Below are 19246 nucleotides of genomic sequence, written 5' to 3' on the forward strand. Positions count from 1 at the left end.
GCCCATGACCACCGTCAGACCTCGAGGGGGCGCCGCATTGTTTGCTCAGAGCGGTGGACGCGGCAGATCGACCCATGCCTGGACCGACGCCCGCTCCCATTGTCTCTTCGCGTAGTCGGCAAGCCGCCCGGGCACGGCATCGCCGTTCAGGACGAGGCGATTCAGCATCACCGCGAGATCCACGTCCGCGATACACCAGGCATCGAACAGGTGCGCGCGGTCCTGGGACAACAGCGTCTCCGCGACCTTGAACAATTTTTGCGCGGCCTGCTGCGCGACGTCGGACAAAGGCGCATCGGACGGACGATAAAACAGCACTTCCGTCGTACGCTCCTGGCGGATGGGCAGCAGGTCGCTTCTCAACCACGCCTGGATTTGGCGGGCGCGCGCTTTTGCCTCGGGCTCGTCGGGATACAGGGCGGTACAGGAATACACCTCATCGAGGTATTCCGTGATTGCCGAGGACTCGGACAAGCGAAAGTCGCCGTCGACCAGCGTCGGCACGCGCTGTGTCAGCGATGTGGCGGCATAGTCCGCCGAGCGGTTCGCACCCGCCCCCAGATCCAGCGTTTGCATATCGAACGGAATGCCTTTTTCCTTGAGCCCGACAAACACGGACATGGCGTAGGGACTGGCATATTGGGCGTCGACGTAGAGAAGCATGAGGGTCCTTCGGCACCGTGGCCACTGTTGTTGGACAGAAAACGATAACACTAGATTATCTTTTTTGCACAGACACGGAACGCCATGCTCCGGATACCGGATTCGATTCCCGGTGGATGATCAATGCACGAACGCCAGCTTGCCGAAATGCCGCGAACCCGCTGCCAGCTCGGCATAAGCCGCGGCCGTCTCGTCCAGGCCGAACCGCCGGTCGACTACCGGCACGATCCGGTGCGCCGCAATCGCCCGCACGGCCTCGCCCAGGTCCGCCACCGATCCCGTGCTGTTGCCCACCACGCGCAAGGCCTTGCCGATGATGGAGAACAGGTTGACCGACGTCGCCGCGCCCGACAGGAAGCCGACCGTGAACACGGTGCCGCCCGTCGCCGCCGCGTGCAGCGAGCGTTCGAACGTGGCGTCGCCGACCGTTTCGACGACGAGGTCGGCGCCGCGCCCTTCAGTGATCGCCAGCACCGCCTTGTCCCAGTCCGGCGTCGCGCGATAGTTCACGAAGTGATCCGCCCCGAGCGCGCGTCCGCGCTCCAGCTTCTCATCGGATGACGACACGAGAATGACCGTCGCCCCGCTCGCCTTGGCGAACTGCAGCGCGAATATGCTGACCCCGCCCGTGCCGAGAATGACGACCGCGGAACCGGGCCGCACGGACGCCGAACGCACCGCATTCCACGCCGTCGTCGCCGCGATCGGCAAGGTCGCGCCCTGCACGAAATCGAGGTGACCGGGCAATCGCACGACACTCGAAGCCGGCACCGCCACGTATTCCGACAGCGACCCGGGCAGCGTGATGCCGCGCATGGCCGCGATCCGTTCCGGCCGCATCGGGCCGTCGAGCCAGTCCGGCATGAAGTGGGGAATGACCCGGTCGCCGATCGCGACATCCGTCACGCCCGCGCCCAGCGCGACGATGTCTCCGGCCCCATCGGCGACAGGCACCATCGGCAAGGTCGCGCCGGGGAAGCTGCCCGTCGCGACGGCGACGTCGATGTAGTTCAGCGCGGCCGCGCGCAGGCGGATGAGGACGTCGCCCGGCCCGGGTTGCGGATCGGGCGAGGAAACGCGGCGGAACGCGGTCAACGACGGTTCGACAAGCTGGATGGCATACATGGCGTTGGCTCCTGTGAAATGAGACGCCCAGTGTGATTGCCAACGGAAAAACGATAAACTCGGCTTTTCTTGCAACATTTCCAACCAGGACTTGCGAATGGATTTGCTGGACAGCATGAAGGTCTACGTGCTCACCGTCGACAAGGGCAGCCTGAGCGCGGCCGCGGACGCGTGCGGCATGTCGGCGACCATGGCCGGCAATCATGTGCGCGCGCTCGAGCAGCGGCTCGGCATGCAGTTGATGCACCGCACGACGCGGCGCCAGCACGTGACGGCATTCGGCGAGGAATACTATGCGCGCTGCAAGGAGATCCTGCGGCTCGTGGCCGAGACGGATGCCCAGGCGCACACGATGCGGCTCGCGCCCGCGGGCACGTTGCGCGTGAGTGCGCCCGTCACGTTCGGCACCGAGGCGCTGGCGCCGGTGCTGTCCGATTACCTGGCACTCTATCCGCAAGTGGATGTCGAACTGGATATTTCCGATCGCTTCGTGGACATGATGGAGGACGGCTACGAGGCCATCATCCGCGTCGGCCAGTTGCCGCCGGATGCGAACGTCGTTGCCCGGCCACTGGCGCCGTACCGGCTGATGTTGTGCGCGTCGCCCGACTATCTCGCGCGGCGCGGCGTCCCCGCGACCCCGGCCGACCTGGCCAGTCACGACTGCCTCGCGTTCGGCGCGGCCAGTATCAACCAGTGGCGCTTCCAGCACGACCACGACGTCTGCCGGGTGCCCGTCACCGGCCGCGTAAAAATCAACAATGGGCAGGCCTTGCGCACCGCGGCGCTGCACGGGCTCGGGATCGTGCTGCAGCCGACGATCCTGCTCGAGGCGGACGTGCGGGCGGGGCGGCTCGTCCAGCTGTTTCCCGAATACGGGTTGCCGGAGCGGCCGATGCACATCGTCTACCTGCCGGACCGGTATCGCTCGCCCAAGCTGCGCAGTTTTATTGATTTCATCGTTGAACGTTTTGGAGCGCCGAACCCATGACCGCACTGCTCATCATCGACATGCAAAAAGGCATGCAGAGCCCGACCTTGCCGCCGCGTAACAACCCGCAGGCCGAAGCCAACATCGCCCGCCTGCTGGCGGCGTGGCGGGAGCGCGGCGAGCCCGTCGTCCTCGTGCGCCACATCAGCCGCGCGGCGACGTCGGTCTTCGCGCCGGGGCAGAGTGGCGCCGAGTTCCAGGAAGCCTTTTCTCCGCTGGCGCACGAGCACGTCGTCGAAAAGAACGTGCCGGATGCCTTCATCAACACGGGACTCGAACGGTGGCTGCATGCGCGCGGCATCCGCGACGTCGTCATTGCCGGCGTGAGCACGAACAATTCGGTCGAGGCGACGGCGCGCACGGCCGGCAATCTCGGTTTCTCGACCGTCGTCGTGGCGGATGCCTGTTTTACCTTCGACAAGACGGATTTCGGCGGCACGTTGCGCAGTGCCGAGGAGGTCCATTTGATGGCGCTGGCGAACCTGCATGGCGAGTATGCAGAGGTGCGCGCGACCGACGAGGTCCTGCGTTTGGCCGCTTAGAACTTTGTGACGAATTCTCTATTGGTCGGGAGCAGGTCTTGATCGACCAGCCTGGTCTCGATCGCGTTCGCCTTTTTGATGTGCTCGGGATTTTGCACGTCGAAGGTTTCCGCTACGGTAATGATGAGGCTGCCTTGCTGGGCTTTACCTTTGTCATCCATGATCTTGATGACGTCAGCCGCTTCCGGAACCTGATGGGCATTGATCGCAAACGGTAGATAGAGCATCCAGCCTGCGCCAGGTCTGTCCGGGAAAACACTATTGTCCGAATAATCCGCTGGACCGACTTGGACAAGCATAGGTTTCCATATGCCGACGACATTACGAGTCAACTGGATAACATTTCGATAATCCTGCAGGGCTCCGACGTTTCGGGTTCGAAAACGCAAACGAGACGGAATCCGACCCGTGTCGTAACTGGTCGTATAGGTTGCGCCCTCGTCACCTTCTTTGCCGTTCCAAACACCTAAGCTTCTCAGATCTGTGGCAAGGTTATCCTTGTCAGCTTTGGCCATTGCAAGTGCTGCCATGCTTGGGCCGGTATCTGTGAATGCGCTGTTCAGTAATGCTTGCTCTTGCGTGTCGGCTGGTGGGTACCATTCATCAAGAGGAAAGCCAAGGCTCTGCAAGGTAACGGCAAGTTTCCACAAATCTGTATATTGCGACTCGATTGAAGGGAGGACCGATCCCGTTCTGAAGTTGCAGCTAATTGTAAGGTTATAGCTCATGGCGTGAGGAAGGTGACAATAGGGAGAAAGGACTCTCGAAATTGCTTCGCGAAATAAGCACGGCTCAGTGGCTGCATAAAATGCCAGTGCAATTCTGAAGGTGACGATGCGTCGATAACTTTGCATTGGCGTCCTGCTTCGTCGAGGATTTTTTGCAGGCCGGTGTATTCAAAGAAAAATTTTGGCTCCATGGCCGACTCAAAAAATTGGTCGTAAAGTGCCTTTGCCTCCAGCAGCAAGCATCCCTGTGACTTAAAGCCATCAAAATCGATGCCTTGAAAATTCCATTCTGTGTAGGGCGCGAAACCAGAAATACGGGCCTGATAAGCTCGCGATACCTCGGACATACTCCAGTTGCGCTTGACCAGCATACCGCCATCCGGCGGACACCTGTCACACCTATCTTTTGTCTTGGCATGCGTCCCAGCCTCCGCAATCGGCGCAGATTTGGCCTTGTCCGCAGATTCGACCTTGTTCTTGGCCGCCTCGTTGACAGCCACCGCGCCGGCACCGGCAACGGCGGCAACACCGAGCGCCCGCAACAGGGCGCCGCCGGCGGCTTCGAGGATGGGAACCGCGAGCGCTGCCATTAATTCTCCCTCAGTCTGGACTTCACCCACGCGATCATGTCGGCGAACCGTTGTTCTACCGGCTGGCCCGGTTTTCTGAGCCAGGCATCGATCGCCGGTTCACGATAAAAATTCGGGGCGAAGGCCTCGTAATAAAGAAACTGGGTAATCGCGCCGCCATCCTTGAAACCCAGCGCGACGGCGTGGGCATATGCGCGTTCAAGGCGGTCCGGCAAACCCCTGTCGCTTGCGAGTTCGGGATGTTCCCTGACGAAGTTCTTGCAGACTTGCTTGATGTACTGACGCTTTTCCAGCAGGTCCAGATGCGAGAGCTGTTCTTCGCTCAGTTTAAGCACGAGGCCCTCCCATGCATACTCTGCGGCCATCGTGGATGAAGTGCCATTCGTCGATGAGGTGGACGAACTCGGCGCGCTGCGCGTTGTTCATCGTATGCATCAGGTTGCCCAGCACGCGCGGATCGTAGAACCGCAGCAGTACCTTGCGGCCATCCGGCAGTTGCGCGTCGAGTTTGAGTTGCAGCAGTTGGCTCAGGCCTTCCAGATCGATCGCCGAGATCAGCCACGACACCGATGGCAGCGCTTGCTCAAGGTCGTGCAGCGACTGCAACTGGTCAGGCGCCCTGACGACGTCGATGAGCCACGGGCCGGCGTGAGCGAGAGGCTCATCTTCCGTACCGAGAAAAATAGGGCGATTGATGCCGCGCTGATGAACCAGACGCTGACCGGTATGCTGTTCATACTGGAAGCCGTCAACCAATGCATAGAGCCATAAGGCAGTGTCAGCCTGTTGAAGGGCCCGGAAGTGCTCGACGATATCCATGCTAGCTTCTCACTACCATGGCCGATCCTGCGGCAGCGGCTTTGGCGAGGCACTCCAGGCAGATGGTCGGCGCCTCCTGTGCAACCAGATGACTGCCCATGTCGGCGTTTGCGCTGGCAGCAGAAGCTGCGCCGTCGGGGCCGGAATGGTTGTCCCACCAGGCCGACGACTGGCCGGCGATCAGCGTCGCACCGCAGGCAGTCTTGTCGCCATGTCGCGCAACGGCCTGCCCGAAACCCGTCAGGTCGTCTGCGCCGGTGGTAATCGCAAACACGCCTTTGCACTTCGGGCATACCGTCAGGTCGCCCACGCGCGCGACGGCTTTGCCGTAGACCTCCCACGTCATGTCACCGCTGATGACGGTGCCGCCGTGACTGGTGCGATCACCCATGCGAGCCAAAGGTTTGCTCATAGATTTCCGCTAAGACAAATGTGAAATCGTTTAACGGTTGAATGGCAAATGCCAACCCGATGCGATCAATCCCGCCTGAAGCCCGACCTCACCCGCACGAGCACATCCGCAAACCGCTGCTCGACCGGCTGGCCGGGCCTTCTGAGCCAGGCGTCGATCGCGGGCTGGCGATAAAAATTCGGGGCCGTCGCTTCGTAGCGGAGGAAGCGGGCGATGGCATCGAGGTCGGTGAACCCCAGCACCACGGCGTGCGCATACGCGCGCTCGAGGCGGTCCGGCAGGCTGGCGTCGTGGGCCAGTTCCGGGTGGATGCCGATGATGGTTTGGCGGACTTCTGAGAGCAGGTTATCGGACATGACGTCTCCTCGGTCGACTCGCCATTGTTCCTGCCGCGCTCACGGGATCCGTTGCGTCAACTCAGCTAGTTATCGAATACACTATTCCCGCGACACATTCCCAACCTGAAAGGAGACGGTATGACCATCAAATCGCTCATCGCGCTCGCATGCGCGCTGACCGCAGCCTCCGGCGCCCACGCCGCCGCTCAACTGCAAGCCTCGATGACGCTCGTGGGCCCGGACGGCACCGGCAAACCGATCGGCGCCGTGACGATCGCCGAATCGAAGAGCGGTCTCGTGTTCACGCCGAATCTGACGAACCTGCCGCCCGGGGCGCACGGGTTCCACGTGCATGAGATGGCCAGCTGCGGCACGAACGAGAAGGATGGCAAGAAGGTGCCGGCCGGCGCCGCCGGCGGTCACTTCGATCCGGCCGGCGCCAAGCACCATGCCGGCCCGTCCGGCGACGGCCATCTGGGCGATCTGCCGCCGCTCGTCGTCGGGAACAATGGCGGGGCCAGCACGGCCGTGACGGCGCCGCGCCTGACCAAGCTGTCCGAAGTGAAGGGCAAGGCGCTGATGATCCACGCCGGCGGCGACAATTTCTCGGACCAGCCGAAACCGCTGGGCGGCGGGGGCGACCGCATCGCCTGCGGCGTCATCCAGTAAGGGATTACAACCCCAGCGCCGACAAGCCGGGGTGATCGTCCGGCCGCCGACCCAGCGGCCAGTGAAACTTGCGCTCGGATGCCTGGATCGGCATGTCGTTCAGGCACGCATAGCGCCGCCGCATGAGGCCCATCTCGTCGAATTCCCAGTTCTCGTTGCCGAACGTGCGGAACCAGTTGCCGGAATCGTCGTGCCATTCGTAGGCATAGCGCACGGCGATGCGGTTCCCCTCGAAGGCCCACAACTCCTTGATCAGGCGGTAGTCGAGTTCCTTTTTCCATTTGCGGTCCAGGAAGGGGACGATCTGCTCGCGGCCGGTGACGAATTCCGCGCGGTTGCGCCAATAGCTGTCCGGCGTGTAGGCCAGTGCGACTTTTTCCGGGTTGCGGCTGTTCCAGCCGTCTTCCGCCAGGCGGACTTTCTGGAGGGCCGTTTCGCGCGTGAACGGGGGGAGTGGGGGACGGGGTTCGATCGTGGACATGAAGGCTCCTTGTGTAAATGAGGTAGACAGGTCTGTATCGTAAGCGAAACCAGCCCGATGCGGCCCATCCATCCAGATAGTTGATGTAGACAGGTCTGTATCATATACTGGAGTCCCGCACTCCGCCCCGACCTGACGACCATGGCCCAGTCTTCCGCCCGCGACCGCATCCTCGATACGGCAAAACGCCTGTTCTACCGCGACGGTTTCCGCGCCACCGGCATCGACCGGATCGTCGCGGAATCCGGCGTGGCGAAGATGTCTTTGTACCGCCATTTCCCGTCGAAAGACGATTTGATCGCCGCGTTCCTCGACTGGCGCCATGACCACTGGACGTCGTGGTTCACGGCCGCCGTCGACGCCCGGCTCGCGCGCGGGGAAGGGCTGACTGCCGTGGCCGACGCGCTGGACGAGTGGTTCGCGCAAGACGACTTCCGCGGCTGCGCCTTCATCAATGCCGTCGCCGAGACGGGCGCGGCGGACGATCCCCGCCACCGCGAGCAGGCCGTGCGCCACAAGCGCGAACTGGAGCGCTATCTCGGCGGCGTGGCTGCACGGCTGGGACTGGCGGCACCGGACCAGGTGGCGGAAGAGGCGCTGCTGTGCGTGGAAGGCATGATCGTGAGGGCGCAGATGGATCCGGGCCCCGGGATCGTCGCCGCGGGCCGGCGCCTGCTCGCGCGGATCGAACGGGGTGCGTAACATTTTCCCATCTCTTTGTTACAATATTTCAATATGTGCACACGTTGGGCTCACGCCGCCTGCTATGATGGGTAGCTGAGCCGCTCCGGCTTGCCTCCGACTATCCACGATATGCCCTGGCCGTTCGATCTTGCATCCCTGGATGACACATCCGCCCGCAAGCCGAGCGACATGGAATTGCAGATGCGGCGCCACCGGTGGGAGACGACGCCCGTCGGTCCCGTCGCGCACTGGCCCTTCAGCCTGAAATTCGCCGTCCGCACGCTGCTCGATTGCCAGCTGCCGATGTACCTCGCCTGGGGCGACGCGTACACGCAATTCTTCAACGATGCCTATGTGCCGATCCTCGGCGCCAAGAAGGACGGGGCGCTGGGCGGCGACGTCCGTGAGACGTGGCCGGAGATCTGGCCGGTGATCGGCCCGATGTGGGCGGGCGTGCTGCAGGGCGAGCCGGTCGGTTCGAGCGACCTCGCCCTGACCATCAACCGCTACGGCTATTTCGAGACCTGTCACTTCGCCTATTCGTACAGCCCCGTCTGTGGCGACGACGGGAACCCCAAGGGCGTGCTGGTGACCTTCGTCGAGACGACGGAGACGGTGCTGGCCGAACGCCGCCGCGCCTTCCAGCTCGAACTGGCGGACATCCTGCGCCGCGAGACGTCGTCCGGTCCGCTGCTGCGGACGGCGCTGCGCCAGGTCGGTGCGTACGTCGACGATGCCACCGTGACGTATGCGGAGAGCCGGCCGGGCATGGATGCGGCCGTGATCCTGGAACAGTGGGACGGCGGCGCGCGCACGCCGCAGTCCGGCCGCACCGTGCCGCTGGCGGCGCTGGCGCTCGGCGTGCCGGAGCGCCTGTGCAAGGGCGAGACCGTGTGGTCGACGGATGGCGCGGCCGGAGACAAGGCGGGCATCGCGGTGCCGCTGATGGACGGCGACCGCCTGGCGGCCGTGCTGGCGCTGCATGCGCCGCTCGACGCGGGCCGCATCGGGGACGAGGTCCGCCTGCTGGAAGACGCCGCGCGCCGCATGTGGGAAGCGCTGCGCCGCATCCGCGCCGAGGAGGCGCTGCGCGAAGAGACGCGCGTGCTGGAACTGATGAAGAGCGCGACCGAGACGCTGGCGTCGACCATCGCCCTCGAGCCGCTGATGCAGGCCATCACGGATGCCGCCACGCAGCTCGTCGGCGCGGAATTCGGCGCGTTCTTCTACAGCAACAAGGATGACGACGGCGATGTGTATTCGCTGTACGCATTGTCCGGAGCGCCGCGCGCCGCATTCGAGCGCATCGGCAAGCCCCGTCCCACGCCCATGCTCGTGCCCACGTTCGACAGCAGCGCGCCGATTCGTAGCGACGACATCCGCGACGATCCGCGCTACGGCACCATGCTGCCGCATCGTGGCATGCCGGCCGGGCATCTGCCCGTCGTGAGTTATCTCGCTGCACCTGTCGTGTCGCGCTCGGGCGAAGTGATCGGCGGCCTGTTCTTCGGCCATCCGCAGCCCGCGATGTTCAGCGAACGCAGCGAAGAATTGATCGGCGCCTTCGCCGTGCAGGCCGCGATCGCGATCGACAACGCGCGCCTGTACGACATGGCCCAGCGCGCGGCCGAGGAGCGCGAGCAGCTGCTGTCCAGCGAACGCGCGGCGCGCGCGGAGGCCGAGCGCCACAACAAGATGAAGGACGAGTTCCTCGCGATGCTGGCGCATGAACTGCGCAATCCGCTGGCGCCGATCACGAGCGCGGCCCAGCTCCTGCGCCTGCCCGAAGTGAACGAAGGGTTGCGCCTGAAAGCCAGCAACATCATCTCGCGCCAGGTGCGCCACATGACGGAGCTCGTCGACGACCTGCTGGACGTCTCGCGCGTCACCCGCGGCCTCGTGAAACTGGAGAACGAGATCCTCGACCTGAACAAGGTCGCGATGGCGGCCGTGGAGCAGGCGCGCCCGCACATCGAGGAGCGCCAGCATCGCCTCACGGTGGAGCTGCCGGATGCGCCGGTGCCGGTCGAAGGCGACCGCACGCGCCTGATCCAGGTGCTCGTCAACCTGCTCAACAACTCGGCCAAGTACACGCCGCCGGGCGGCCGCATCGCCCTCGTCGTCACCATCGAGGACGGCGCGGCGCGGGCCGCGGTGCGCGACAACGGCACCGGCATCGACGCGCAGCTGCTGCCGCACGTGTTCGACCTGTTCACGCAGGCCGACCGCGCGCCGGACCGCTCGCAGGGCGGCCTCGGGATCGGCCTCGCGCTCGTGAAGAGCATCGTCCGCATGCACAACGGCCAGGTGGCCGCGCACAGCGCCGGACCGCAGCAGGGCACGACCATGACCGTCACCCTGCCGCTCGCGCAGGCCGAGGTGGGGCAGGTCGTGCGGTCGGGCGAGGGCAGCGGGGCGGCGCGGCCGCTCACGGTCACCATCGTCGACGACAACGGCGACGCCGGCCAGTCGCTCGCGGTGCTGCTGCGCGCGCACGGCCACGCGGTGCACGTGCACGAGGATGCGGCCGGCACGCTGGCGCATGCCGATCCCGCCACCGAAGTGTTCATCCTCGACATCGGCCTGCCCGATATGACGGGCTACGAACTGGCGCGCCGCCTGCGCCGCGACGCGCGCCACGCGCAAGCCGTCTACGTCGCGCTGACGGGGTACGGCCAGCAGCGCGACCGCGAGCTGTCGCGCCAGGCGGGCTTCGATCACCACCTCGTCAAGCCGGTCGAAATCGGCAAGCTGGCGCAGATCCTGGCAGGAAAGGCTTCGAACCAGCCGGCCATGGAAGGTTGACATCCGTTGTCATAACGATCAGTATGGGCCGCGCCTGACTTATCCCAACTTCATCCAGCCGACCGTGTCCCGCAAAAAGAACAGCCGTCAATGGGCCCGCCTGCGCATCCTGTGCTACGCGGGACTGGACCTGATGACGATCGTCCAGGATGCCTTCACCCTGGTGCGCGAACTCGTGCCGAATTCCTGCGCCGAGCTGGCGCTGCGCGTCGATCCGGCCGAGGCGTCGCCGCTGGCCGGGAACGACCCCGCGTACGTGTCGGTGCTGCCGCCGCCGAGCGGCTATGCGTACCGCGACCACGCCGGTTTCACGGCGAACGGCACGCCGGCATTGCACACGCTGCAGGTGCCGCTGTCGAATGCCGGCCGCCGGCTGGGCGAGATCACGCTGTGGCGCCACGACGGCGCCGCGTTCGACCGCCACGACGAGGAAGACCTGCAGCGCGTGGCGACGTATTTCGAGCACGTGCTGCGCAACGCGCCCGAACTGGCGGCCGGCAGCGCCGGCGTCGTCGAGGACGAGGCCATGCTGCTGGCCACCGTCGACGGCCAGATCCTGTACCTGAGCGATTCGGCCGGCGCGCTGCTCGACCAGCTGGCGGCGCAGGAACGCCAGGCTTTCAACCGCCGCACGTTGCCCCCGTTCTGCCTGCGCCTCGTGGAATCCGTCGCGCACGGCGACCGCTATCCGTGGCTGCTGCCGCTCGGAACCCTCGCCATGGCCGGCGGCGTGCTGGAGGCGCGCGCGCAGTGGATGAGCGCCGGCGGCGCGGCCGCGCTGCACGCCGAAGACCCGGCGTACATCCGCACGGTCGGCATCTTCATGAAATTCGTCGTGCCGCTGCCGCTGCGCATCTGGCGCGCCATCGGCTCCGTGGAGCTGTCGCCGCAACAGGCCGAGGTGGCGTTCTGGATGGGCGTCGGCGGCGGCCGCGAATCGGCGCGCGCCAACATGGAAGTCAGCGACGCCGTGCTGCGCGATTGCGTGAAGGCCGTCTACGAAAAATTCGGCTGCTCGTCCGAGGCCGGCCTGCTGGAACAGCTGCGTCCCACCGTCTCGCGGATGTGACCCCACCGGTGGGGCTGGGACCCGGCGTCCCATCTTCTTATCATGTCGTCAAGCTCGAAGCAGGGGCGCGGCACGGGCCGTGCCCCTTGCCTGCTTTCTCATCACAACATCAATAAACGGGAAACACGACATGAACTACCGCAGCATCCTCGCGACGCTGGCCCTGTGCCTGACCTTCGACGCACGCGCCGCGCTGATCCACCAATATGAATTCAACGGCAACCTGGCCGACACGCTGGGCGGCCCGGCCCTCGTCGCCAACGGCGGCAGCGTCGCCGCGGGCCGCTACGGCTTCGCCGCCAACCAGGGACTGCGCCTGCACGGGAACCTGGGCGCGACGTACACGATCGACATGCGCTTCCGCTTCGATACGCTGGGCTCCTGGCAGAAAGTGGTCGACTTCAGCGGCCTGCTGCAGGACTACGGTTTTTATACGTCCGGCAGCGGCTACGACCTGTACAACTACGGCGGCAGCTTCGGCCACCTGACGGCGAAGCAGGACACGCGCCTGACGCTGACCCGCGGCGCCGACGCCGCCTTCCGCATCTACCAGGACGGCGTGCTGGTGGGGACCGTGGCCGACAAGCAGGGCTATGCCGACTTCGCCGGCCACGACGCCAACTTCTTCCGCGACGACCGCGGCCTGAACGAAGCGGCCGCGGGCTCGGTGGACTTCATCCGCATCTACGACAACGTGCTGACGCAGGCGCAGGTCCACGCGCTGGTGGACCCGTCGCAGGTGCCCGAGCCGGCCGGCGGCACGCTGATGGTCATGGGGCTGTCGCTGCTGGGGCTGTCGATGGGCAAGGGACGGCGGCAGCGCCGATAACGGCACGCTCAGGGGAACCGCAGCACGTCGGCCGCCACCGTGGTCCCCGACAGCGGCAGCAGCGGCGGCAGGCCGGCGGGACGGGGCGGCAGGTCGCGGGCGGGCAGGCCGGGGATGCGTTCCTGGACGTACACGAGGAACGGCGGATCGCCCTGGAAGTCGAACGCGAAGCGCAGCGTCTCGTCGCCCATGCCGTGCAAGGCGAGATGCCAGCTGAAGCACGATTTCTCCGTCAGCACGCGGCCGTTGACGCTCGTGCGCCACGGGCACGCACCCTGCACGCGCACGACGATGTCGGGCGCGCGGTTGTTCGAGCGCAGCGTGAATTCCACGTGGCGCCGCCGGGGGCTGCGCTCGTCCTTGTCGATGACGAGGCCGGGCCACGCGATGCTGTCGTCCTTCTGCGCCGCCGCGTACCACACCGGATCCGCGTCGGGCCCGAACAGGTAGGGTAGCGGATACGGATGCATGGTGTTGGGGAAGACCTGGCGCGTCCACGCATCGAGCGGCCCGGCCGGATGCAGCCAGAACGCCTGCCAGCTCGGGGTGTCCTTGTAGTACACGAGCCGGTTCGGCGCCGGCAGGTCGGGCACCTGCGGCACGGCCGCATACGCCATGCCGAGCGAGACGCCGGCGCCGGCCAGCAGCGGCCGCACGAGCCAGCGCCGCGCGAGCGCATCGAGGGCCATGCCGCACAGCCCCGCCAGCAGGCACACGAGGCTCGAGGGCAGCACGAGCCAGGCCGGCGTGAAGAACGCGAAGCTCGCGCACACCGCCGGCAGCAGCAGGACGAGCGCCGGCAGCGCGCCGGCGACCGCGATGGCCGCGCGCCGGGCCGGCGCCCACGCGCGTGCGCCCGTGAGTACGAGCCATGCGGCCTGCCCGGCCAGCAGCGGCCACGCCAGCACGTAGCTGGCGCCGGGTGCGCGTACGCAGGTCGCGACGAGTGCGACGTCGGCGGCGAGCAGCACGCCCAGCGCCGTCGCCGCGACGCCGAGCCGCCGCTGCAGGCGCCGCTGCAGCGCGATGAAGACGGCGGCCGGCACCAGCATGAAGGCCGCCAGCTGCCAGCGCACGCCGCCGTCGTCGGCGAGGACGGCGGCCGGATAGCGGGCCTGCAGCACCGGCAGCGCCTCGCGGCACAGGTACGCGGCGAAGGTGGCGCAGATCGTGATGAACAGGACGCTGAACATGGCGTCGACGATGTCGGTCGCGGAGATGCGGTTGCGCAGGGCCGCGCGGCAGGCCCAGGCGCCCAGCGCGCAGCAGAGCAGCGCCAGCGGCCAGGTCAGCCGGGCATCGTAGTGGACCATGCCGGCGAGCGGCAGCGCGAAATACACCTGGCCGTGCGGGGGAGAAACCAGCGCCAGGTTGGCGTTGCCGAGGCGGCGCAGCAGCGCGAGCATCGTCTCGCCCTCGTGCTGCAGGCTCGCGCTGGACAGGCGCTGCGGCACGTCGTGCATGCCTTCCCGGCCCAGCGGTCCCTGCGTCGTCGCGAAGTGCAGCACGGGAAAGGCGCCCGTCGCCAGCGGTGCGGCGCCCCCGCTTTGCGGCAGGCGGTCGTACAGCTCGGCCATGAAGGACGAGCCTTGCGGTTGCGGCGCCGCACGCGCCCACGCGTCCAGCGCAAAACCGTCCGCGTGCGCCGCGTCGATCAATTCCAGCGGGCCGCGGTTGCCGGCATTGTCGAAGCGCAGGGCGACGCGCACCTGCTTCGCCCACGGGTGCGATTGCATGAAGGCGCGCGCGCCCATCGCCTGCACCGTGTCGGCGTCCGTGAAGACGAACAGCAGGTCGTTGTCGAGCGGCGGCCCGGCCTGGAGGACGCGCATGGTTTCCAGCAGCGCGGCGGCGGCCGCGCCGCCGTCGGCCGCGCCGGGTGTCGGCGCGGCGGAATCGTAATGGACCATGGCCAGCACGGCGCCATGGCGCGCGCCGCCCCGCTTGCGCACGACGATGTTGCGCGCGGTCGCCATCGTGCTCTGCCCATGCGACATCCAGTCCCACGACGTCGCGGACACGGTGTCGACCTGGACCTCGGGTTCGAGGCCGAGCGCGCGGATGCGCGCCAGCAGGTACTCGCGGGCGCGGGCGTTCGTGACGCTGCCGGCCGGACGCGGCGCCCGCGCGAGCACCTGCACGTGCGCCTGTGCGCGCGCCGCGTTGAACCCGGGGACGAACGGGCCGGTCGGCACCGGCGCCGCGCGCGGCTGCAGCATGAGCCAGGCGAGGAGGAAGGCCAGGCCGCAGGCCGCCCATACGGCCGGTCGAGGTACGTGACGCATCGTGCGTCTCCCTTTGATCGCCACCAACTAGTCGAGCTTCCAGACAAAGGCCAGCTTCGCCCATCCGGCTTCCGCGACGCCGTTGTTCGTGGCGGGCTTGAATTTGCACAGCGTCAGGGCATTGATGGCGGCGCGATCGAGGTCGCGCGACCCGCTCGATTGTTCGATGCGCGAGGAACTCACGCGGCCGTCGGCGCCCACGAGCAGCGCCAGGGTCGTGGTCCCGGTGTCGCCCCGGCGCGCGGCCGCGGCCGGATAGTCGGGCAGCGCGCAGCCATTGGCGTCCGCGAGCACCGCCGTGCGCATCTGGCCCGGGTTGGCGCTGGGCGTGGCCGGCGTGTCCGGCACGGGGTCGGACGGCATGGCCGGGAACGGCGACGGGTCGGATGCCGTGGTCGCCTGGATGGGACTCGGCACGGGCGGCGGGGCGACGTCCACCTCGACCTTCGGCACCACGACGTCCGGCGGCGCCAATTGCTGCGTGGGCTTCGGCGGCTCGGGCGGCGGTGGCGGCGTCGGGCGCTCCGGCTCGATCATGACGAGCACCTGTTCCGGCAGGCTGGACAGGGAAATCTTCTTCGTGTTGATGCTGTGGATGAACACGGCGCCGAGTGCCACGTGCAGGGCGGCGACGAGGACGAATTTCGCGGCTTTCGCATCGGGACGGTTGCCGCCCGGGAGACTCGTGAATTGCATGGCCATCCTCCTTGTTGTTGTACCGGCATTGCCGGAGGTAAAACGGAGTGAAGCGAAAAATCCATCGAACGGAATAAATATATGCTATTTGCTAGCAATCGGCAAAGCGATTTCATGGCAATGTATCATTCCACTTTATTGTCGTGGCCGTCTTGACAATTTGGAAAATGAATGCTTGCCGCCTCGCGCCCGGTGCTGTTGTGTGGAATAATCGTCTCTGTGCTTTCGCCTGAAAGCAGAAGTAGCCTGGAGAATCGAACGTGCAGAAAGAGCAAAAGCCGATCCGCGTGATGCTGGCGGACGACCACCCGATCGTGATGACCGGGTTCGCGATGTCGTTGTCGGCGCAGGGAATGGAAGTGGTGGGCCAGGCCAAGAGCCCGAGCGAGGCGGCCGCGATGTATGCGGAATTCAAGCCGGACGTGGCGGTGCTCGACATCCGTTTCGGTACCGAGCTGACGGGGATGGACGCGGCGCAGAACATCCTCCGGACCGACCCGAAGGCCAAGATCGTGTTCCTCAGCCAGTTCGACCAGGACAGCCTGATCAAGGAAACCTACCGCCTGGGCGCGCACGCGTTCGTGACGAAGGATTGCGACCCGGCCGACCTGGCCGATGCCGTGCGCCACGCGCACGCGGGCAAGCTGTATTTCCTGCCGCAGATCGCGGAGCGCCTGGCCAGCCTGGCCGTGCGCGGCGACGTCTCGCCGCAGTCGCAGCTGGACGAGCGCAGCCTGGAGATCTTCAAGCTGATGGCCGAGGGCCTGACCAATATGGAGATCGCCGAGCGCCTCAACCTGTCGACCAAGACCATCAGCAACATCAGCCAGTCCGTGAAGGAGAAGCTCGGCGTGCACCGGCAGGCGTACATCACCAAGCTCGCCGTCAAGCATGGCTTGATCGAGCCCTGACCCGTTTCGTTGCCGTGTTGTCGTCCGTGCTCCGGTTTGCAAACTTGGGTTCCCGCCTGCGCGGGACCGACGGTGCCTGCGTCCGCACGTCGTCCCCGCGCAGGCAGGGACCCAATGTGGCGCTGGCCGCCCTGATGTTGACGACGTCCGCGCACGCGTTCTCCACCCGCGACGTCAAGCCGGAACCCGTGCAGGGCTACCGCTTCCAGGTCGTCACGACGGACGACAGCGCCATCACGCGCCGCATCGTGGACGACATCACGCGCCGGCTCGTGCCCGTGTTCGCCGTGTTCCGCACCGAACTGGCCCAGCACCGGCGCATGCTGTACGTGACCGTCGGTCCGGCCGCGCTGCGCGAGGTGGCGCAACGCCGCTGCGACTGCGTCGTCGTCTCCACGTTCACGTCGAGCCAGGTCGTGCGCTCCATCCTCGGCACGCTGCCGCCCGCGCGCGCAGCAACGTTCACGGCCGTGTACGCGGAACCGGCGCCGGTCGACCAGCTGCGCCTCGTGGCGCTGCTGTACCGGCGTCCCGTGCGCGTGGCCGCCATCCTCGGTCCGGACACCGCCTTCCTCAAGCCGCTGCTGGAGGGCGAACACGTGAACGTGCTGGAGGGCGATTCGGACGAGGGCATCAACCGCCTGCTGGGCCAGATCGCGCAGACCGACGTGCTGCTGGCGCTGCCCGACAGCGCCGTCTACAACACGGAAAACTTCCGCAACATCCTGCTCTCGGCCTACCGCAAGAAGCAGGGCGTGATCGGTTTTTCGGCCGACATGGTCAAGGCGGGCGCGCTGGCGACGACGTATTCCGAAGTCGAGGACATCAACGCGCAGGTGGCCGAGATCGTGGCCAGCTACGTGGCCGGCGGCGAACTGCCGCCACCCCAGTTCCCGCGCTATTTCCACACCATCGTCAACGAGGGCGTCGCGCGCTCGCTCGACGTCGAGGTGCCCGACAACGTGCGCAACTTTGCCCGGCCCGCGCCGGCCCGCCAGCCATGAAACGCCCCGCCGCCTTCCGTGACGCCTCGCTGCGCGCCGCCAAGCTGCGCTCCGCCACCTTGCGGCCCGCGAAGCTGCGCCCCGGCGCGCTGCAGTTCTGGCGCGGCTGGAGCATCGGCCTGCGCATGGCCTTCATCACCATGCTGCCAGTGACGCTGCTGTTCACGTCGTTCGTCTGGTACTCGTGGTACGCGCATCGCGCCCAGGTCGACGAGGAACTGGCGGAACGCGGCCGCATCCTCGCGCGCGCGCTCGCGGAGACCAGCGAATACAACGTCATCTCGGGCAACCTGTCCGACCTGCGCCTGACCATCAATGGCCTCGTGCAGTCGGACAGCAGCGTGTACCGCATCGACGTCGTCGACATGAACGGCCAGAACACGGTGTTCGCCCTGTCCGAGCACCCGATCGAGGCGGAGGGCCGCTCGTTCGAGGCGCCGATCCGCAAGCAGGTCGTCTGGATCAACCTGTTCTCGGACAATGGCACGCCGCACGTCTCCGCGTCCAGCGACACCCGCCCGCCGACCCTGACGACGGAAGTCGTGGGCCTCGTGCGCGTGACGATGTCGCCCACGAACATGCTGGCCAAGCAGCTGCACCGCTTCCGCGTCGAGCTGGCGATGGCCGCGCTGGCGCTGGCCGCGAGCGGCGCGCTCGCGTACATCCTCGCGCGCAGCCTCACGGTCCCGCTGCGCGAGGCGATCTCCGTGCTGCGGCGCATCCGCGGCGGCAATTACCGCGTCCAGCTGCCCGTCACGACGGGCGGCGAGGTGGGCGAACTGCAGGCGTCGATCGGCGAGATGTCGGTGGCGCTGGACCAGTCCAAGCAGGACCTGGAAAACAAGGTGGCGGAGCGCACGCGCGACCTGCTCGCGTCGCGCAACGAGGCGCTGCGCGCCGACGCCGACAAGCGCAAGCTGATCCAGAAGGTCAACAGCATCATCGAGGAAGAACGCAAGAGCATCGCTGTCGAGATCCACGACGAGTTGAACGCGTCCCTGATCGCCGTGCGCCTGGAATCGCAGACGATCCAGCAGCTCGCGGCCAAGGTCACGCCGGGCGACGAGATCGACCAGATCCGCGCCAAGGCGCAGGCCATCACCAAGCTGGCGCTGGACCTGTACGCGAACGGCCGCCGCCTCGTGCGCCGCCTGCGTCCGGAAGTGCTGGACATGCTGGGCCTGCACGGCGCCGTCGAGGAGATGGTCAGCCACTACCGCAGCAGCTCCGGCGTGCACTTCGAATTCGAGTCCCAGGGCGACTTCTCGAAGATCGGCAACGAACTCGCCATCTCCGCCTACCGCATCGTGCAGGAAGCGCTGTCGAACATCATGAAGCACTCGCAGGCCGGCTTCGCGCGCGTGAGCCTCGCCCTGTCCGACGAGGACGGCGCGCTGCACATCGAAGTGCAGGACGACGGCGAAGGCTTCGACCCGGCCGTCGCGTCGGAAGGCATCGGCATCATCGGCATGCGCGAGCGGGTGTTCGCCCTCGGCGGCAGCATCCACATGCAGTCGCGCCCCGGCGAAGGCACCCTCGTCGCCATCACCCTCCCGCTCAGCGACGTGGCGACTGCCTGAAAGCAGTTAACTGGGGTAGAGTAGC

General features: G+C 66.4%; 21 protein-coding genes. 10 read left to right on the plus strand and 11 right to left on the minus strand.

The window, feature by feature from the left end; translation table 11 throughout:
- Positions 1-45: 45 nt before the first annotated feature.
- Positions 46-663, minus strand: coding sequence for a glutathione transferase (yfcF, locus tag ACEN98_RS16915; RefSeq protein WP_413386029.1), 618 nt, complete (start codon positions 661-663; stop codon positions 46-48).
- A 120-nt stretch (positions 664-783) separates the two neighbouring features.
- Positions 784-1788, minus strand: a complete 1005-nt coding sequence (locus ACEN98_RS16920; protein WP_413386030.1) for a zinc-dependent alcohol dehydrogenase family protein — start codon at positions 1786-1788, stop codon at positions 784-786.
- Between the two features lie 97 nt (positions 1789-1885).
- On the opposite strand from ACEN98_RS16920, the gene ACEN98_RS16925 reads away from it, so the two are divergent.
- Positions 1886-2779: a LysR family transcriptional regulator gene (locus tag ACEN98_RS16925; protein ID WP_413386031.1), complete on the plus strand. Its 894-nt coding sequence runs from the start codon at positions 1886-1888 to the stop codon at positions 2777-2779.
- Positions 2776-3321 carry a cysteine hydrolase family protein gene (locus ACEN98_RS16930; RefSeq protein ID WP_413386032.1) on the plus strand — a complete coding sequence of 182 codons (546 nt, stop codon included), beginning with the start codon at positions 2776-2778 and terminating at the stop codon, positions 3319-3321. Before ACEN98_RS16925 ends, ACEN98_RS16930 begins: the two co-directional genes overlap by 4 nt.
- Here ACEN98_RS16930 and ACEN98_RS16935 read toward each other — a convergent pair.
- The 6 genes from ACEN98_RS16935 to ACEN98_RS16960 all read right to left on the minus strand — a co-directional run bounded on the left by ACEN98_RS16935 (position 3318) and on the right by ACEN98_RS16960 (position 6226).
- On the minus strand, positions 3318-4049 hold the full coding sequence (locus ACEN98_RS16935; protein ID WP_413386033.1) for an Imm52 family immunity protein: 732 nt from the start codon (positions 4047-4049) through the stop codon (positions 3318-3320). The genes ACEN98_RS16930 and ACEN98_RS16935 overlap by 4 nt on opposite strands.
- Positions 4046-4639: a restriction endonuclease fold toxin 5 domain-containing protein gene (locus ACEN98_RS16940; RefSeq protein WP_413386034.1), complete on the minus strand. Its 594-nt coding sequence runs from the start codon at positions 4637-4639 to the stop codon at positions 4046-4048. The genes ACEN98_RS16935 and ACEN98_RS16940 overlap by 4 nt, the downstream gene beginning before the upstream one ends.
- Positions 4639-4974 carry a hypothetical protein gene (locus tag ACEN98_RS16945; RefSeq protein ID WP_413386035.1) on the minus strand — a complete coding sequence of 112 codons (336 nt, stop codon included), beginning with the start codon at positions 4972-4974 and terminating at the stop codon, positions 4639-4641. Before ACEN98_RS16945 ends, ACEN98_RS16940 begins: the two co-directional genes overlap by 1 nt.
- Positions 4967-5458, minus strand: coding sequence for a DUF4123 domain-containing protein (locus tag ACEN98_RS16950; protein WP_413386036.1), 492 nt, complete (start codon positions 5456-5458; stop codon positions 4967-4969). Before ACEN98_RS16950 ends, ACEN98_RS16945 begins: the two co-directional genes overlap by 8 nt.
- A gap of 1 nt (position 5459) precedes the next feature.
- On the minus strand, positions 5460-5870 hold the full coding sequence (locus ACEN98_RS16955; RefSeq protein ID WP_413386037.1) for a PAAR domain-containing protein: 411 nt from the start codon (positions 5868-5870) through the stop codon (positions 5460-5462).
- Between the two features lie 65 nt (positions 5871-5935).
- Positions 5936-6226 (minus strand): hypothetical protein, encoded by a 291-nt coding sequence (locus ACEN98_RS16960; protein WP_413386038.1) that lies wholly within the window; start codon positions 6224-6226, stop codon positions 5936-5938.
- Positions 6227-6346: 120 nt separating this feature from the next.
- Between ACEN98_RS16960 and sodC the strand changes: the two genes are divergently transcribed.
- Positions 6347-6877 carry a superoxide dismutase [Cu-Zn] SodC gene (sodC, locus tag ACEN98_RS16965; RefSeq protein ID WP_413386039.1) on the plus strand — a complete coding sequence of 177 codons (531 nt, stop codon included), beginning with the start codon at positions 6347-6349 and terminating at the stop codon, positions 6875-6877.
- 4 nt (positions 6878-6881) lie between these two features.
- Here sodC and ACEN98_RS16970 read toward each other — a convergent pair whose 3' ends face one another.
- Positions 6882-7358, minus strand: a complete 477-nt coding sequence (locus tag ACEN98_RS16970; protein WP_413386040.1) for a DUF1348 family protein — start codon at positions 7356-7358, stop codon at positions 6882-6884.
- Between the two features lie 141 nt (positions 7359-7499).
- Between ACEN98_RS16970 and ACEN98_RS16975 the strand changes: the two genes are divergently transcribed.
- The 4 genes from ACEN98_RS16975 (at position 7500) to ACEN98_RS16990 (ending at position 12745) form a co-directional block, all read left to right on the plus strand.
- Positions 7500-8060, plus strand: coding sequence for a TetR/AcrR family transcriptional regulator (locus tag ACEN98_RS16975; protein ID WP_413386041.1), 561 nt, complete (start codon positions 7500-7502; stop codon positions 8058-8060).
- 171 nt (positions 8061-8231) lie between these two features.
- Positions 8232-10847 carry an ATP-binding protein gene (locus ACEN98_RS16980; RefSeq protein WP_413386042.1) on the plus strand — a complete coding sequence of 872 codons (2616 nt, stop codon included), beginning with the start codon at positions 8232-8234 and terminating at the stop codon, positions 10845-10847.
- A 64-nt stretch (positions 10848-10911) separates the two neighbouring features.
- A complete protein-coding gene (locus ACEN98_RS16985; RefSeq protein WP_413386043.1) occupies positions 10912-11916 on the plus strand; it encodes a hypothetical protein in 1005 nt (334 codons plus the stop codon).
- A 130-nt stretch (positions 11917-12046) separates the two neighbouring features.
- Positions 12047-12745 (plus strand): LamG-like jellyroll fold domain-containing protein, encoded by a 699-nt coding sequence (locus ACEN98_RS16990; protein WP_413386044.1) that lies wholly within the window; start codon positions 12047-12049, stop codon positions 12743-12745.
- Between the two features lie 8 nt (positions 12746-12753).
- Here the strand turns inward: ACEN98_RS16990 and ACEN98_RS16995 are convergent, their stop codons facing one another.
- Positions 12754-15030 (minus strand): M28 family peptidase, encoded by a 2277-nt coding sequence (locus tag ACEN98_RS16995; protein ID WP_413386045.1) that lies wholly within the window; start codon positions 15028-15030, stop codon positions 12754-12756.
- Between the two features lie 27 nt (positions 15031-15057).
- Positions 15058-15726: an energy transducer TonB gene (locus ACEN98_RS17000; RefSeq protein ID WP_413386046.1), complete on the minus strand. Its 669-nt coding sequence runs from the start codon at positions 15724-15726 to the stop codon at positions 15058-15060.
- A 260-nt stretch (positions 15727-15986) separates the two neighbouring features.
- Here ACEN98_RS17000 and ACEN98_RS17005 point away from each other — a divergent pair, with 260 nt between their 5' ends.
- The 3 genes from ACEN98_RS17005 to ACEN98_RS17015 are packed head-to-tail and all read left to right on the plus strand — an operon-like array spanning position 15987 to position 19221.
- Entirely contained in the window at positions 15987-16637 is a 651-nt protein-coding gene (locus tag ACEN98_RS17005) for a response regulator (protein WP_229412145.1), read from the plus strand.
- Positions 16638-16681: 44 nt separating this feature from the next.
- Entirely contained in the window at positions 16682-17641 is a 960-nt protein-coding gene (locus ACEN98_RS17010) for a hypothetical protein (protein WP_413386047.1), read from the plus strand.
- Positions 17638-19221 (plus strand): ATP-binding protein, encoded by a 1584-nt coding sequence (locus ACEN98_RS17015; protein ID WP_413386048.1) that lies wholly within the window; start codon positions 17638-17640, stop codon positions 19219-19221. Before ACEN98_RS17010 ends, ACEN98_RS17015 begins: the two co-directional genes overlap by 4 nt.
- Positions 19222-19246 lie beyond the last annotated feature (25 nt).

The organism is Massilia sp. CT11-137 (genome assembly GCF_047302885.1).
In the GTDB taxonomy this organism is placed as follows: Bacteria; Pseudomonadota; Gammaproteobacteria; order Burkholderiales; family Burkholderiaceae_D; genus Telluria; species Telluria orientalis.

Coding starts and splice junctions, on each gene's coding strand:
- yfcF (WP_413386029.1), bottom strand. CDS start 663: ATGCTTCTCTACGTCGACGCCCAATATGCCAGTCCCTACGCCATGTCC.
- ACEN98_RS16920 (WP_413386030.1), bottom strand. CDS start 1,788: ATGTATGCCATCCAGCTTGTCGAACCGTCGTTGACCGCGTTCCGCCGC.
- ACEN98_RS16925 (WP_413386031.1), top strand. CDS start 1,886: ATGGATTTGCTGGACAGCATGAAGGTCTACGTGCTCACCGTCGACAAG.
- ACEN98_RS16930 (WP_413386032.1), top strand. CDS start 2,776: ATGACCGCACTGCTCATCATCGACATGCAAAAAGGCATGCAGAGCCCG.
- ACEN98_RS16935 (WP_413386033.1), bottom strand. CDS start 4,049: ATGAGCTATAACCTTACAATTAGCTGCAACTTCAGAACGGGATCGGTC.
- ACEN98_RS16940 (WP_413386034.1), bottom strand. CDS start 4,639: ATGGCAGCGCTCGCGGTTCCCATCCTCGAAGCCGCCGGCGGCGCCCTG.
- ACEN98_RS16950 (WP_413386036.1), bottom strand. CDS start 5,458: ATGGATATCGTCGAGCACTTCCGGGCCCTTCAACAGGCTGACACTGCC.
- ACEN98_RS16955 (WP_413386037.1), bottom strand. CDS start 5,870: ATGAGCAAACCTTTGGCTCGCATGGGTGATCGCACCAGTCACGGCGGC.
- ACEN98_RS16960 (WP_413386038.1), bottom strand. CDS start 6,226: ATGTCCGATAACCTGCTCTCAGAAGTCCGCCAAACCATCATCGGCATC.
- sodC (WP_413386039.1), top strand. CDS start 6,347: ATGACCATCAAATCGCTCATCGCGCTCGCATGCGCGCTGACCGCAGCC.
- ACEN98_RS16970 (WP_413386040.1), bottom strand. CDS start 7,358: ATGTCCACGATCGAACCCCGTCCCCCACTCCCCCCGTTCACGCGCGAA.
- ACEN98_RS16975 (WP_413386041.1), top strand. CDS start 7,500: ATGGCCCAGTCTTCCGCCCGCGACCGCATCCTCGATACGGCAAAACGC.
- ACEN98_RS16980 (WP_413386042.1), top strand. CDS start 8,232: ATGGAATTGCAGATGCGGCGCCACCGGTGGGAGACGACGCCCGTCGGT.
- ACEN98_RS16990 (WP_413386044.1), top strand. CDS start 12,047: ATGAACTACCGCAGCATCCTCGCGACGCTGGCCCTGTGCCTGACCTTC.
- ACEN98_RS16995 (WP_413386045.1), bottom strand. CDS start 15,030: ATGCGTCACGTACCTCGACCGGCCGTATGGGCGGCCTGCGGCCTGGCC.
- ACEN98_RS17000 (WP_413386046.1), bottom strand. CDS start 15,726: ATGCAATTCACGAGTCTCCCGGGCGGCAACCGTCCCGATGCGAAAGCC.
- ACEN98_RS17015 (WP_413386048.1), top strand. CDS start 17,638: ATGAAACGCCCCGCCGCCTTCCGTGACGCCTCGCTGCGCGCCGCCAAG.